General features: G+C 41.8%; 10 protein-coding genes and 1 pseudogene. 7 read left to right on the plus strand and 4 right to left on the minus strand.

All coding sequences use genetic code 11. The features are described from left to right. The 3 genes and pseudogenes from BFP77_RS02520 to purL form a co-directional block, all read left to right on the plus strand. A pseudogene (locus BFP77_RS02520) lies at positions 1-140 on the plus strand (IS1595 family transposase); the annotation flags it as partial. An 86-nt stretch (positions 141-226) separates the two neighbouring features. Further along, the gene (locus BFP77_RS02525) at positions 227-601 is read left to right on the plus strand and encodes a hypothetical protein (protein ID WP_099572509.1); all 375 of its coding nucleotides are present in this window, start codon (positions 227-229) and stop codon (positions 599-601) included. A gap of 191 nt (positions 602-792) precedes the next feature. Then, the gene (gene purL, locus BFP77_RS02530; RefSeq protein WP_099572528.1) at positions 793-4,485 is read left to right on the plus strand and encodes a phosphoribosylformylglycinamidine synthase; all 3,693 of its coding nucleotides are present in this window, start codon (positions 793-795) and stop codon (positions 4,483-4,485) included. A gap of 332 nt (positions 4,486-4,817) precedes the next feature. Here the strand turns inward: purL and BFP77_RS02535 are convergent, their stop codons facing one another. From BFP77_RS02535 to BFP77_RS17090, 3 genes are all read right to left on the minus strand, one after another. Then, the gene (locus BFP77_RS02535; protein ID WP_257212839.1) at positions 4,818-7,238 is read right to left on the minus strand and encodes a DUF6923 family protein; all 2,421 of its coding nucleotides are present in this window, start codon (positions 7,236-7,238) and stop codon (positions 4,818-4,820) included. Between the two features lie 408 nt (positions 7,239-7,646). Further along, a complete protein-coding gene (locus tag BFP77_RS02540; RefSeq protein WP_218963444.1) occupies positions 7,647-8,411 on the minus strand; it encodes a hypothetical protein in 765 nt (254 codons plus the stop codon). Between the two features lie 15 nt (positions 8,412-8,426). Beyond that, entirely contained in the window at positions 8,427-8,759 is a 333-nt protein-coding gene (locus BFP77_RS17090; protein ID WP_218963445.1) for a hypothetical protein, read from the minus strand. A gap of 267 nt (positions 8,760-9,026) precedes the next feature. On the opposite strand from BFP77_RS17090, the gene BFP77_RS02545 reads away from it, so the two are divergent. Beyond that, positions 9,027-10,799, plus strand: coding sequence for an AMP-dependent synthetase/ligase (locus BFP77_RS02545; protein ID WP_099572510.1), 1,773 nt, complete (start codon positions 9,027-9,029; stop codon positions 10,797-10,799). Between the two features lie 20 nt (positions 10,800-10,819). Here BFP77_RS02545 and BFP77_RS02550 read toward each other — a convergent pair whose 3' ends face one another. After that, positions 10,820-11,071 (minus strand): hypothetical protein, encoded by a 252-nt coding sequence (locus tag BFP77_RS02550; protein WP_099572511.1) that lies wholly within the window; start codon positions 11,069-11,071, stop codon positions 10,820-10,822. A gap of 97 nt (positions 11,072-11,168) precedes the next feature. Between BFP77_RS02550 and BFP77_RS02555 the strand changes: the two genes are divergently transcribed. The 3 genes from BFP77_RS02555 (at position 11,169) to BFP77_RS02565 (ending at position 15,367) form a co-directional block, all read left to right on the plus strand. Then, complete coding sequence (locus tag BFP77_RS02555) at positions 11,169-11,621, plus strand: MarR family winged helix-turn-helix transcriptional regulator (RefSeq protein ID WP_099572512.1); 453 nt, start codon at positions 11,169-11,171, stop codon at positions 11,619-11,621. 15 nt (positions 11,622-11,636) lie between these two features. Further along, the gene (locus tag BFP77_RS02560; RefSeq protein ID WP_099572513.1) at positions 11,637-14,042 is read left to right on the plus strand and encodes a 3-hydroxyacyl-CoA dehydrogenase/enoyl-CoA hydratase family protein; all 2,406 of its coding nucleotides are present in this window, start codon (positions 11,637-11,639) and stop codon (positions 14,040-14,042) included. A 134-nt stretch (positions 14,043-14,176) separates the two neighbouring features. Beyond that, complete coding sequence (locus tag BFP77_RS02565) at positions 14,177-15,367, plus strand: acetyl-CoA C-acyltransferase (RefSeq protein WP_099572514.1); 1,191 nt, start codon at positions 14,177-14,179, stop codon at positions 15,365-15,367. Positions 15,368-15,400: the final 33 nt, after the last annotated feature.

Here is a 15,400-nt window from a genome sequence, read left to right on the forward strand (position 1 = left end):
ACTTTCATATCAACAGGTATTTCAACGAGTTCTGCTTCAGGATAAACCGCTCCCAAAGCAAGGCGACCGTATTCAACAACCTGATAACTAAAATGGTCGGAAAAGAAAAAGTATACCAGTCCAAACTAATATGCAGTTAACTACTGACCTCTAAAGTGTTAATTTGAAATTTATCTGATATCCTATATATTTCAGAGGTTATACGAATTAACTCCTATTCCTAAAAATGAAAAAACTCCTCCTGCTCTGTCTCTTCCTAAGTCTCTCTTCCTGTTTTCTGCTTCAGGATAAGGGCATTGTTTTTAAGGTTGAGAATACTTCGGATTATCCAGTGACCAATATTAAAATCTTCACTTCGGAGCATTTGGACAGCATCAATTTTGACGAGATCGCACCAAAAGACTACCGCGAAGATTTTTTATCCATGAAGAATAACAAATCGGACGGACATTATACCTTGTCCTTTATCCGCAAAGATGGTACTACGGTCAACGAAAACCACGGCTATTATACCAATGGCGGTTCAATAGAAAGCTGGATTCACTTTGCAATTCAGAACGATACCACGCTTGTCCGCTTTGGGGACTTTAAGGCTTACTGATTCTTATTAAAGATGCCTCAATACTATCAACACCAATAGTTGAAAACTAGTCCACCTCCCATTAAAAATTCGCACTTAAAATCGTAAATTTGCATTTTCCATTTTGCGAATATCCCGAAGCAAGTTCGGGATGACAATTTTAATGTTACCATGGCCTACAAGCCATGACGTATTTTTTTAAAACGACCCGTATGATTCACTTCTTTGGAGACCAAGCAACTAAAGTTTTTGCCGTCCAAACTGCTCAAGAAATCACTGCCACCGATATAGAAAAATTAAGCTGGTTATTCGGTAACCAACCTCAACTAAACTCGGCGTCTCTAGACGCCTTTTTTGTTGGGGCCCGTGCGGCAATGATTACGCCGTGGAGCACCAATGCCACGGAGATTACACAAAATATGGGTATTACGGGCATTATCCGTATAGAGGAGTTTAGGGCATCTTCCGAGGCCGATACCGATTTTGACCCTATGCTTTTCCAAAAATATGAGCAACTGCACCAAGCTATTTTTAAGGTAGACGTGCAACCGGAAGCCATTCTGGATATTGATGATATCGCCGCCTACAACCAACAGGAAGGGTTGGCCCTAAGCGATGAGGAGGTAGCCTATTTAGAAGGACTGACTAAAAAAATAGGTAGAAAACTTACCGATTCCGAGGTTTTTGGATTCAGTCAAGTAAATTCCGAACATTGCCGACATAAAATCTTTAACGGAACTTTTATTATCGACGGTAAGGAAATGCCTTCGTCACTCTTCAAACTCATAAAGAAAACATCTCAGGAGCACCCCAACGATATTGTATCGGCCTATAAAGACAATGTTGCCTTCGTCAAAGGACCCACAGTAGTGCAATTCGCTCCTAAAACTGCTGATAAGCCCGATTTTTACCAAGAAGAAGCCTTTGATTCCGTCATCTCTCTAAAAGCGGAAACGCATAACTTTCCTACCACCGTGGAGCCCTTTAACGGTGCTGCAACGGGTTCCGGTGGAGAAATCAGGGATAGGTTAGCGGGTGGAAAAGGTTCGCTTCCCCTAGCGGGAACGGCCGTTTACATGACGGCATTATCACGCTTAGAAGCTGATAGAGCGTGGGAACAAGGCATGGCAGAACGACCATGGCTCTACCAAACGCCTATGGATATACTCATCAAAGCTTCTAACGGCGCGTCCGATTTCGGAAATAAATTCGGTCAGCCCCTAATTGCAGGTTCGGTATTGACATTTGAACACCAAGAGACAGTCGCATCTAGCGGAGATAAGATACCTAGACGCTTGGGCTACGATAAAGTCATTATGCAAGCGGGAGGTATCGGCTACGGCAAAGCGGAACAAGCCCTGAAGGACGAACCCAAAACAGGGGATAAAATCGTAATCCTCGGTGGTGACAACTACCGCATCGGGATGGGTGGTGCTGCGGTTTCCAGTGCCGATACGGGCCAATTCAGTTCCGCCATTGAATTGAACGCCATACAACGGTCTAATCCAGAAATGCAAAAACGTGCCGCCAATGCTATTCGTGGTATGGTAGAAAGCGCTGAAAACCCTATTGTTTCCATTCACGACCATGGTGCAGGTGGTCACCTGAACTGTCTCTCCGAACTGGTGGAGGAAACAGGTGGTAAAATAGATTTGGATAAACTTCCGGTGGGCGATCCTACCCTATCCGCCAAAGAAATCATAGGCAATGAATCCCAAGAACGGATGGGATTGGTCATTGGTCAAGAAGATGTGGATTTGCTACAACGTATTGCAGAAAGGGAACGCTCGCCCATGTACGAGGTAGGTGATGTTACGGGAGATGACCGTTTTACGTTCGAATCGGCCACCACGGGAGAAAAACCCATGGATGTGCAGCTTTCGGATATTTTCGGCAGCTCGCCCAAAACCGTTATGACGGACCGTACGGTGAATAGAAACTATGAAAATCCTGAGTATTCCTTAGAATTTTTCCATGATTATCTGGAGCAGGTATTGCAGCTAGAGGCCGTTGCTTGTAAGGATTGGCTGACCAACAAAGTAGACCGTTGCGTGGGCGGTAGGGTTGCCAAGCAGCAATGCGCCGGACCCCTGCAATTACCATTGAACAACGTAGGCGTAATGGCGCTGGATTTTAAAGGAAAAGAAGGTATTGCGACCAGTATCGGGCACTCCCCTATTTCCGGGCTTATAGACCCGGTGGCAGGAAGTAAGAATAGTATTGCGGAAGCCTTGACGAATATTATTTGGGCACCGATGAAAGACGGATTACAATCGGTCTCCCTCTCAGCAAACTGGATGTGGCCCTGTAAGAACGAAGGTGAAGATGCCCGATTGTACGAGGCGGTGCAGGCCATATCGGATTTTTCCATTGCACTGGGTATCAACGTACCTACAGGAAAGGATTCGCTCTCCATGAAACAAAAATATAAGGACGGTGATGTCATTGCGCCTGGAACGGTCGTTATTTCCGCTGCCGGAAACTGTAACGATATCAGCAAAGTGGTAGAGCCCGTACTACAAAAAGACGGAGGTGACATTTACTACATCAACCTATCCCAAGATGCTTATAAGCTCGGTGGTTCCTCTTTCGCACAAGTACGAAATGCCATAGGGAATGAAGCCCCGACCATACAGAACGACGCTTATTTCAAATCCGTTTTCGATTTAATGCAAACTTTAATCAAGGAAGGGCAAGTCCTTGCTGGTCATGATGTTGCGTCCGGTGGATTAATAACAACACTATTAGAACTTTGTTTTGCAGATACGGACCTCGGGGCGGATTTGGATTTGACATCCTTAGGCGAATCGGATACCATGAAACTCTTGTTTTCCGAGAATGCAGGTATTGTTTTTCAGTTAAAGGATAATGTGATCGTACAAATGCTTTTGGATGCCAAAATTGATATTAAACGCATCGGAAGCGTTACCTCGGAAGCTACACTTCGCATTAAAAATGCGGGTATGGAAATGGGACTGAATATATTCTCCTTGCGGGATACTTGGTTTAAAACTTCGTATTTGTTGGATGACAAACAGACCGCAAACGGATTGGCAAAAGACCGCTTTGATAATTATAAGAAGCAGCCATTAACATATTTCTTCCCGACTGATTTTACAGGAAAACTGCCCGTCACTTCGAGCGAAATCGAGAGGCCAAAGGCAGCCATCCTTCGTGAGAAAGGAAGTAATTCCGAACGGGAGATGGCAAACGCCATGTATTTGGCCGGTTTTGATGTAAAGGATGTACATATGACCGATTTAATTTCGGGACGTGAAACCTTGGAAGATATTCAGTTCCTTGGCGCAGTTGGCGGCTTCTCCAATTCGGATGTATTGGGAAGTGCCAAAGGATGGGCAGGAGCCATTAAATACAACGAAAAAGCGAACAAGGTCATCAAGGATTTCTTTGCAAGACCGGATACCCTGTCCGTAGGTATTTGCAACGGCTGCCAATTGTTCATGGAATTGGACCTCATTAACCCAGCGCATAAAACCCATGGAAAGATGACCTATAACGATTCTCATAAACACGAGAGTAACTTTACCTCGGTCCAAGTTCAAGAGAATAATTCGGTCATGTTATCCAGTTTGGCTGGAGCCACTTTGGGCGTATGGATTTCGCACGGAGAAGGGAAATTCTGCCTTCCAGAAGATGAAAATCAATACGACATCGTAGCCAAGTATGGATATGAGACCTATCCTGCAAATCCTAACGGAAGCGATTTTAATACGGCCATGCTCTGCGATAAAACAGGAAGACACTTGGTCACCATGCCACATATAGAGCGTTCTACTTTTCCATGGAATTGGGCGTACTATCCTACGGACCGGAACGATGAAGTCTCGCCATGGTTAGAAGCTTTTGCGAATGCCAGGGATTGGGTTTTAAAGAATAACGGATAGGGTCAAAACTGAGAATTGTAATTATTCCAGAAGGTTTTATGAGCCTAAATATGATTCAAATCGGTCTAAACCGGTTGCTAATGATAACCGCACCACCCTACTTTGGAAACCCTATGTTGAACTAGATGAAAACGGAAAAGCATTGGTTTCCTTTTATGCGGGTGATACGCTTGGAGATTATCAGGTAGTTCTTGAGGGTATGTCGTCAGAGGGTACACCAATAGCGACAAAGGCTAATTTTGAAGTGCTTGTTGAGCTCTAATAAAAATACCATAAAAAAACTGCACCCGTCAAACAATATGACGGGCGCAGCTACCAAACATCCAACCTAATTATCTGACTATTAATCTTCCACTCCATATTTTATCCGTACTACTCTTTATCTTGTACAAATAAAGTCCTGGAGACAATCCTTTTCTTCTTATTTCAATGTTGTTCTGACCAGAAACACTATCCCCTTCTTGGTGATGAGAACCTATGCGCCTACCCGTCATGGTAAACAGGTCAAACGTATATGAATTATTTGTCTGTTCATAGAAATAGATGGACGCAGCTTCTACCATAGGATTGGGATATACAACAGATTTGTTGGTATCCGCATCTATGAAGGTTACCGAGGACTCCCTATTATTAAAATCAATATTAGATAAGTTCATTGATTTCTCCTCACGATAACCGTTCTTAGCGACCAAATTAAAGACAATTACTTTTAAGTCGGCAAAGTCGGTCACTGTCTCTCCCTCAAAATCAGTATCGTTCAAAGTGTAGGTATTGAGCTCTTCGGTTAAGTTTACCGTGCTTACATAACTTGTCCCATCTCCCTTTAATAGCTTTACTTCAAGAACACCAGTGCCTTGGGCTTCAAAACTTAACTTTTCGTAAGCGCTTAAATCCACCGGAGAAAATCGAGGACTAAGAGCGCGATAGACGCCTAAGTAATCTTGAGTTGTTCCTTTCAGCGCAATATTCCGTTCGATAGGGTAACCATCTCCAAGATATGGACCGTCGGCCGGTAATACCATATAGTCGGCTACAACTGTTCCTGTAGTACTGGCATCTAGCCCCCATGGAGCGTCGGCTACGAATAGATCATCTGGGGTATCACCCAATCCGGCACTTACTCTAAAACCTAAATCGAATAATGTTCCGGTCTTTAGGGAAACCGTATCCAGGTATCCATCTATCTCAGCAGATACCCCTATCGTTTCCGTAGTACTGGTTTCGGTTAACTTCATGCCGCCTTCTAGATTAATCCGTTCCGATTTATTTCTATTGATTAGATTTAGGAATACCTCTCCGTTCCTATAACTCGCAGATTTAACGAATACGGGAGGTGGTGTTGAACTTGCATAGTTAGCGATGGTTGCATTAGCCTCCAATAGGTTTAAGATTTCATCTGCTAACAGTAAGAGTCCGTCTACAGAATTGGACCATATTTGAAAATTATAGTACGCCGTATCATTAGGGTAAGCATCAATATTCCAATGCGACTCCACTACAAATTCACTGTTGGTATTTACCCTCGCCGAAAAGGTCAATGCAAATTCTAGACTACCGTCCGGTTGTTTGATGATAGATTTGATAAAATCCTTTTCCCTTAGTTGTATGTTGGAAACAGAAAGTAGCTCTGCCCCTAAAAATCTGTCGCAAATAAACTTACTGTGTTCATAAACCTGTTCCTCTGTTTTAATTACCATTACGGAGGCTAAATTCTCTATTCCGTTAAGGTAGTCCACGGAGTAAATATCCGATGCATTGGTCAGGTCCAGTAAATCATCTGGAGAAGATTCTATAGTACTGCTTTCTCCTATTATTCCTAGCGGAACTAAAGTTCCTAAGGGTATATCACGTACTCCGTTTTTAGCGCTCTTACCATATAATTGGCTCTTGCGTACTTTCTTAGCATCGTTTTTATTGAATGTGTAATTGGTTTTGGCTCTATTGTAATTTCTATTACTTATTAAATTTGCGAGTCTATCATTGCTTTCTAGTCCTCCGCTATTTGCGCTCGAGGTAGTTTTTATAACGGGACAACTAGCAACACCCGAGCATGAGGGGTCATCACAGTCGGTAAGACCGTCTCCATCGTCGTCCACACCATTTTTACAATCTTCTTGCGGTACTGGTGCGGTAGGACAACGGGCACCATCGTTACTTGATGCGGCGGGACCGAAAGCGAAAATATTAGAGTTCATGCTTCCATTTTCGATTTCATGGACACTACTAATCTTATATACCGAACCCGTCTGATTTGCAGACACGTAAAAGTTTCCATCTACATCAAAATATACCGCCCCATAGGTATATGAAAAACCGGATAAGATAGGTACTTCCCCTAAGTTCTGAACTTCTCCCGTGCCGGCGTCTATTCGTAAAAGAAAATTGGTATTTTGTTCTACCGTATACAGCATATTGTCCACCGCATTAAAGGCCCAATCATGTATCTTAACGCTTTGACTAAGTTGTTGTGTTCCTAAATATTGAAGATAGTTGTTAGATTCAGGATTAAGGTCTACACTATAATAGCTACTACCGCCAGCCTTAAAATAGTATACACCATCAAGGGAGATAGCACCAACGTACTTGTTACCGTTGTTAGGAAGTTCTGGAATCGTATAAATTTCTGTACTAAAATCCTTTCCTATCCTAACAAGAGAAATGGAAAGTGAACTTAGATAACCCCATAAGTAACCATCTGCAGAATTATAGGCCGCAGCATTAATCTTGCCCTCAGTAATATCAGGAGCTACCAAGTACGAACTACCCGATGCTAGGTCTAGCGCTTATACATCATTGTATTGAAACAGATAAGCGTTAAAATCACAATTGAAAGGTTCTGATTGGGCACTAGTATGGTACATAAAAAAAAGGCTGATGAAAGAGATTAGTATTTCTCTTAGCCTACTGAAAGTCTAATTTGTTTTCATAACGTTTTAATTTGGGACGTTGATTATGAAGCAAATCTATAGTATATAATAAAAGATTTTTCATACAAAAGTATCAAACGTATATATAACCCGTTCAAAAACGATTTATTGTAGACGAGTGGTTGTAGTCCATAAAAAGATTGTGATTATTTACATTACGGATATGCAGTTAAGTATCCGCTCGGTAGTATCCGAGAATAATTGAACCAGAAAGTTAAGGATTATGAGATGCTCTTATTCCTTCGTATAATCCACGTAGATGGCCTTTTCAAAAGCTTCCCAATGTTCAGGTTTCATTCGTTCTGGTGTAAATAAACAAATGCCGGTAGCTCCGTTTTCCATGGAAGCCCTAATAGCCGTTCCTATCTCGGAAGGTAAGAGTCCATGATTTTCTGGATCGTTCTCTTGAGTTTTATTCTCCGGATTTGGACAAATGAAAAGTCCGCTATAAATCGGTTTCAAGCCTTCAACGGCACGTACTTCTTCATCTACTATAGTTCCTACCCATTCTGGATTTTTTAAATAAAAATCGTTGTAATTCATGGGGTAAACCGCATCTAAATCCCATTTGTTCCACTCTTGACGCACTAACTTTTTAGCAATGGAAGGACCAGGGAATACCGCGGCATTAATTTCTTTTCCTTCTTTATGGACTACTTTAGCCAAACGACCCACCATTGTTGTGATTATATCATATCTAAACTGTTTCCATTCTTGCACTTGTGAGGCATCCTCTACCTCTTTAATGGCAATGCCTGTTTGTTCCTTAAAATCGGACGTACACGTATCGCAATAGCAGTAATCATACTCCGGAAATTCTTGATCCATGACCAGCCCGTATTTGTCCCAGAGTCCTTCTGCAAGGATAACATCAGGAAAACGTATATAATCCAAATGTATGCCATCTATCTCCTCTACGGCGGCTACGCTGCCGTATAACTCCGATAAAAACTTATAAGTACCTTCTTTATTGGGACAAAGAAATTTATAATAATCCACATAAGCCGGTTTATCTCATGCGGATTCCCCATTGCGATTATGAGCGTACAAGTCTTTAGCTATTTTTGGGTTTTCGCCCTGGACCATGGTGGGTATCCATGCGTGAAATTCCATCCCCGCTTGCTTTACCAAAGCGCCTACACGTTTATACGTTTCAGGGTCATGTCCTCCGTTAAACATTAATCCGTCAATACCTTTGTCCTTAAAATCATGGAATTTTTCCAGCAGTTCCGTATCCGTTGCATCTCCAGGTCCACCGGTCCATGCGTAAATGGGAATTTTGGGTTCTTTTTCAGCACATCCCATCAATATTAACAGTACTGAACAAAAGCTAAATAATTTTTTCATTGGTTTTATAGTATAAATCTCTATTCCTAAAGTAACTAAAAAAGCAAAAGAGTATTACAATTCTTAGCTAAATAACATACCTGCTTCCCTTAACGACAAAGACACCATTTGTAGGGATTAAGAAATTCTAGCTAAGCTTGGACATCTTTTCATATAATTTAATCGAGCTCATTGCGGATAATTAAAAATTATAGCCCTTATTTTACTTCTCCTATTTTAATATTGCCGTTCTTTCCCTATTTTGCAATTACTTAAAAGAAACCTAGTATGCAAAAAGTTACCCGTCTTTTCGATTTTCCTTACTATCAGTTAGAGAAATATAATTTGGAAACATCTTTAGTTACCAAATATGACGGACAATGGGTGGCTACCTCCACAAAAGACTACTTGGATAAAGCCAACGCAGTGAGCAGGGCTCTTTTACGAATGGGGATTAAGAAAAATGATAAAGTAGCGGTTATCTCCTCGTCCAATAGAACGGAATGGAACATCATGGATATTGGTGTACTACAAACGGGCGCGCAGACCATACCTATTTACCCTACGATCTCTGCTGAGGAATACGAATATGTACTGAACCATAGTGAATCTATTTATTGTTTTGTCTCCGACGAAGAGGTATTGGAAAAAGTAAAAAAAGTCCTGCCGAACACGAAATTGAAAGAGATTTTCAGCTTTGATAAAATTGAAGGCTGTAAGAATTATACTGAGCTTTTTGATTTAGGTTCGGATACCAGTAATGCGGAGGAGCTTCAAAAAAGAAAAGATGCCGTAAATCCTGAAGATTTGGCATCGATTATTTATACTTCAGGAACCACCGGAACACCTAAAGGAGTAATGCTTTCACACAATAATATCACCAGTAATGCCCTTGCCGGAGCTAAGCGTTTACCGCTAATGGACGGTGAGACGAAGGTCTTGAGCTTTTTGCCCCTATGTCACATCTTTGAGCGGGTGCTTATTTATATTTATCAATACTCCGGTACAGCGGTCTATTACGCCGAAGGTATCGATAAGATAGGCGAGAATATTAAAGAGGTGAAGCCACAGCTCATGTCCGTTGTTCCGCGTCTACTGGAAAAACTTTTTGATAAGATTTTTGCTAAAGGAACAGAACTTACGGGAATTAAGAAAAAATTATTTTTTTGGGCCGTAGAACTGGGGGAACAATGGAAGCCTTACAGGCAGAATGGAGCGTGGTACGAGTTTAAACTGGGTATTGCCAATAAACTTATTTTCAGTAAGTGGAGAGAAGCGTTGGGCGGTGACCTAGTGACCATGGTCTCGGGTAGTGCCGCATTGCAATCTAGACTCGGGAAGGTGTTCGGCGCTGCAGGCATGCCGGTGATGGAAGGTTACGGACTCACGGAGACTTCCCCTATTGTGTCTGTAGGTATGATGGCGGATAATATGTACCAAGTGGGCAGTGTAGGGAAAGCCATTGAGAACGTAGAAATAAAGATTGCGGATGATGGTGAAATCCTAATAAAAGGACCTAACGTAATGATGGGATACTATAAAGACCCGGAAAAGACCAACGAAGTGATGACCGGAGATTATTTTCATACCGGTGACAAAGGCGAAGTGGATAGCGAAGGTTTCCTAAAAATAACAGGCCGTAAAAAAGAGATGTTCAAAACCTCTGGAGGTAAATATGTTATTCCCACCCTGTTAGAAAACGAATTAAAACAAAGCCGTTTCATTGAACAAGTTATGGTAGTGGGTGAAGGTGAAAAGATGCCAGCGGCCATTATACAACCTAACTTCGAGTTTGTAAAGGAATGGATTGCTAAAAAGAAAAAGAATGTAGGCGGTTCTCTTGAAGAAATGTCGGCTTCCCCTGAGGTCGTGAAACGTATTCAGAAAGAATTGGATACCTGTAACCAGCACTTTGGTAAATGGGAACAGATTAAAGTATTCCGCTTAACAGCAGATGTGTGGACCCCGGAAGACGGTCACCTCACCCCTACCATGAAAATGAAGAGGAATATCATTAAAGAAAAATACATTGCATTATATAATGATATGTATGGCCATTAGACAAATTCCCAGTCTATCGCTTACCTAGAGATATATAAGTGATTTAATGCGCATCTAGTGGTAGATTTCATCGAAACCAAGAAATTTTCTTCCTGCATATAAAAAGCCTGTGCATTAGGTTGCGGCCTATATCGGCCTACGAAACTAGTTGATACGCCACTGATTTTTCCAGTCCCTGCGGTATTTGCACTTTTGACCAATTTTCCTTCCCCATTTCCTGCGGTACTTGATAAAGAAACCAGAAAACAACGAAAAGCTTCTTGAAACTTCATCGTAGTACTTCAAATTTATTCCTTCATCTAATTTCAAGAGATTTATTATGCATGCATAATAAATTTTTCCTATATTTGGATGGCTTAAAAATAACCAATGAAGGAACTGACCATAGATTATGCCCTTCGTGCTACCTGGCAAGCCGTTGCCAGAATGTACAATGAAGAGGCAAAAAGTTTTGAAAGTACCATGGCAGTTGGCTTTACCCTTTTAAGTATTGACCCAAGAACAGGGACACCATCTACTGCGCTTGGACCAAAAATGGGAATGGAAGCCACCAGTCTTTCTAGGATTTTAAAGAGTATGGAGGAGAAGGGACTTATTTTGAGAAAGCCTAACCCTGCGGATGGTCGAGGAGTTTTAATACACTTGACGGAATTTGGACTGGAAAAAAGAAAGGATTCAAAAGATGTTGTATTGAGATTTAATGAAGTGGTAAAACAGCACGTTTCCGAGGATAAATTAAAAGGTTTTTTTGAGGTAACGGAGACTATAAACAAGCTTATAGCAGACAAGAATATTTATATTAAAGATAAATCAAATCACTAATACCGCTCATAGTACATGAACAAGCATATCAAAAAAGTAGCAGTTATTGGTTCGGGAATAATGGGAAGTGGCATTGCCTGTCATTTTGCCAATATAGGTGTAGAAGTATTACTTCTGGATATTGTTCCTAGAGAACTCAATGACAAGGAGAAAGCGAAAGGTCTTACCTTGGACGACAAAGTAGTTCGTAACCGTTTGGTCAATGATTCGCTGACCGCTGCCCTAAAATCAAAACCCTCTCCTATTTATCATCAAGCTTTTGCAAAACGTATCGCCACCGGAAATCTGGAGGACGATATCGCAAAGGTGGCGCAAGTTGATTGGATCATTGAAGTTGTGGTAGAGCGTTTGGATATTAAGAAGGTTGTTTTCGAAAAATTAGAAAAGCATAGAACCCCGGGTACGCTTATCACCTCCAATACCTCGGGTATTCCAATAAAGTTTATGAGTGAGGGAAGAAGTGATGATTTCCAGAAGCATTTCTGTGGAACACATTTTTTTAACCCTGCACGTTACTTGAAATTATTTGAAATCATACCAGGTCCAAAGACTTCTCCCGAAGTGTTGGAGTTCTTAAACGGATATGGTGAACAATTTTTGGGTAAAACTTCCGTAATCGCGAAAGACACACCAGCCTTTATTGGTAACCGTATTGGCATCTTTAGTATTCAAAGTTTGTTCCACGCCGTTAAGGAAATGGGAATGACCGTTGAAGAGGTTGATAAACTCACTGGTCCTATAATCGGTAGACCAAAATCCGCCACGTTCAGAACCGTAGATGTCGTAGGTTTAGATACCTTGGTTCATGTAGCCAACGGTATTGCGGACAATTGTAAGGACGATGAAAGGTTAGCTTTGTTCGCCCTTCCGGATTTTATCAAGACCATGATGGAGAATAAATGGTTAGGTAGTAAATCCGGACAAGGTTTTTACAAAAAGATAAAAAACGATAAAGGCAAAACAGAAATCCTAACACTGGACTTGGATACCATGGACTACCGCTCCAAAAAGAGTGCTAAGTTTGCTACGCTAGAATTAACTAAAACAATCGATAAGGTAGTAGACCGTTTCTCTGTTCTAGTTGGTGGAAAAGATAAAGCGGGAGAATTTTACAGAAAAAGTTTTGGGCAATTATTTGCTTATGTTTCACACCGTATCCCAGAAATAACGGACGAGCTTTATAAGATTGATGATGCCATGAAAGCCGGATTCGGTTGGGAACACGGACCCTTCCAGATTTGGGATGCCGTGGGTCTCGACAAAGGTTTGGAATTTATAGCTGCTGAAAATCAAGAAGCCGCAAAATGGGTGTCCGAGATGAAAGCGGCAGGAGTTACCTCCTTTTACAGTGTAAAAGATGGCGCTACGTATTTCTATGATATTCCTAAAAAAGAAATGGTGAAGATTCCAGGTCAGGATGCCTTTATCATTTTAGATAATATTAGAAAGTCTAAAGAGGTCTTTAAAAATAGTGGTGTAGTTATTGAAGATTTAGGAGATGGCATTTTGAATGTAGAATTCCAGTCTAAAATGAACACCATTGGCGGCGATGTCTTAGCAGGATTGAATAAAGCCATTGACCTGGCCGAAAAAGACTATCAGGGTCTTGTTGTTGGTAACCAAGCAGCTAATTTTTCGGTAGGAGCCAATATAGGCATGATTTTTATGATGGCGGTAGAGCAAGAGTATGATGAGCTAAATATGGCCATTAAAATGTTCCAGGATACCATGATGCGCATGCGTTATTCTGCCATTCCTACCGTTTCAGCTCCCCATGGAATGACCCTCGGTGGTGGATGTGAACTTTCATTACATGCGGACAAGGTTGTTGCCGCCGCAGAAACATATATCGGATTAGTAGAATTCGGTGTCGGAGTAATTCCCGGAGGTGGAGGTTCAAAAGAATTTGCGCTCAGAGCTTCGGATTCTTTTAGAAAAGGAGATGTGGAGCTCAATATACTTCAAGAGTATTTCCTTACCATTGGTATGGCCAAAGTTTCCACTTCGGCCTACGAAGCGTATGATTTAGGGATCCTTCAAAAAGGAAAAGATATTGTCGTCGTGAATAAGGACCGCCAAATTGCTACCGCAAAAGCTCATGCCAAACTAATGGCAGAAGCGGGTTACACACAACCACCTTCTCGTAAAGATGTTAAGGTACTGGGGAAACAGGCGTTGGGTATGTTTTTGGTAGGAACCGATGCGATGGAAGCCAGTAGATACATTAGCGAACACGATAAAAAAATAGCGAACAAACTGGCATATGTAATGGCCGGTGGAGACTTATCGGAACCGACCTATGTTTCAGAACAATACTTACTAGATATAGAACGAGAAGCATTTTTATCGCTCTGTACGGAACGAAAAACCTTAGAGCGTATTCAACATATGCTGAAAACTGGAAAACCCTTGCGTAATTAGGAGCCCCTCTAAATCTCCCCAAAGGAGAGACTTTTAAAAATAAAATAAGGTGTTTAACCGAAAAGAAAATAGTAAAATTTAAAACCCTATTGACCCCTAATAGGCGTTCCCCCTTTGGGGGCTAGGGGGCCATTATGAAAACAGCATACATAGTTAAAGGATATAGAACCGCAGTGGGAAAAGCACCCAAGGGTGTTTTCAGATTCAAAAGGACCGACGAGCTAGCGGCCGAAACCATTGAACATATGATGAAGGAGCTTCCCCAGTTGGACAAGAAACGTATTGACGATGTTATAGTAGGGAACGCAATGCCAGAAGGTTCGCAGGGATTGAACATGGCACGTTTAATATCACTCATGGGACTGGACATAGTAGATGTGCCAGGCGTTACGGTAAACCGTTTTTGTTCCTCTGGTATTGAAACCATAGGAATAGCAACAGCTAAAATACAGGCCGGCATGGCAGATTGTATTATTGCCGGCGGGGCAGAGAGTATGAGTTCAGTACCCATGACAGGTTATAAGACAGAGCTCAACTACGATATTGTTAAAGCAGGTCATGAAGATTACTATTGGGGCATGGGTAACACTGCAGAAGCCGTTGCCCAAGAATACAAAGTGTCCAGAGAAGACCAAGATGAGTTTGCGTACAACTCGCATATGAAAGCACTTAAAGCGCAATCCGAGGACCGTTTTCAAGAGCAGATTGTTCCTATTGAGGTGGAACAAACACTTTTAGGTGCCGATGGAAAAAAGACAACTAGAAAATATACCGTAACGAAAGATGAAGGTCCTAGAAAAGGAACTTCCGTGGAGGTACTGAATAAACTACGCCCAGTATTTGCAGCTGGCGGAAGCGTCACCGCAGGGAACTCTTCCCAAATGAGTGATGGTGCCGCCTTTGTCATGGTAATGAGTGAGGAGATGGTAAAAGAGCTAAATCTTGAACCTATTGCGCGCCTAGTAAACTATGCAGCTGCAGGTGTGCCACCTCGTATCATGGGAATAGGACCCGTAGCGGCGGTTCCTAAGGCCTTAAAACAAGCCGGTCTAAAACAGGATGACGTTGAACTAATAGAACTGAACGAAGCTTTTGCTTCACAGTCCTTAGCGGTCATTAGAGAGTTAAAATTAAATCCGGATATCGTAAATGTGAACGGCGGTGCTATTGCCCTTGGACATCCATTAGGCTGTACGGGCGCAAAATTATCAGTGCAATTATTTGATGAAATGCGTAAACGTAATATGCAAGGCAAGTACGGCATGGTTACCATGTGTGTTGGAACAGGTCAAGGCGCAGCGGGGATTTATGAATTTCTATCGTAGAATAAAGATACAAGAGGAAAGAAGTAAGACTTA

Origin of the sequence: Maribacter sp. 4U21 (genome assembly GCF_002742365.1) — a bacterium.
Classification (GTDB): domain Bacteria; phylum Bacteroidota; class Bacteroidia; order Flavobacteriales; family Flavobacteriaceae; genus Maribacter.

Excerpts from the sequence above, each read along its gene's own strand:
- BFP77_RS02525 (WP_099572509.1), top strand. The coding sequence starts at position 227 with ATGAAAAAACTCCTCCTGCTCTGTCTCTTCCTAAGTCTCTCTTCCTGT.
- purL (WP_099572528.1), top strand. The coding sequence starts at position 793 with ATGATTCACTTCTTTGGAGACCAAGCAACTAAAGTTTTTGCCGTCCAA.
- BFP77_RS17090 (WP_218963445.1), bottom strand. The coding sequence starts at position 8,759 with ATGAAAAAATTATTTAGCTTTTGTTCAGTACTGTTAATATTGATGGGA.
- BFP77_RS02545 (WP_099572510.1), top strand. The coding sequence starts at position 9,027 with ATGCAAAAAGTTACCCGTCTTTTCGATTTTCCTTACTATCAGTTAGAG.
- BFP77_RS02550 (WP_099572511.1), bottom strand. The coding sequence starts at position 11,071 with ATGAAGTTTCAAGAAGCTTTTCGTTGTTTTCTGGTTTCTTTATCAAGT.
- BFP77_RS02555 (WP_099572512.1), top strand. The coding sequence starts at position 11,169 with ATGAAGGAACTGACCATAGATTATGCCCTTCGTGCTACCTGGCAAGCC.
- BFP77_RS02560 (WP_099572513.1), top strand. The coding sequence starts at position 11,637 with ATGAACAAGCATATCAAAAAAGTAGCAGTTATTGGTTCGGGAATAATG.
- BFP77_RS02565 (WP_099572514.1), top strand. The coding sequence starts at position 14,177 with ATGAAAACAGCATACATAGTTAAAGGATATAGAACCGCAGTGGGAAAA.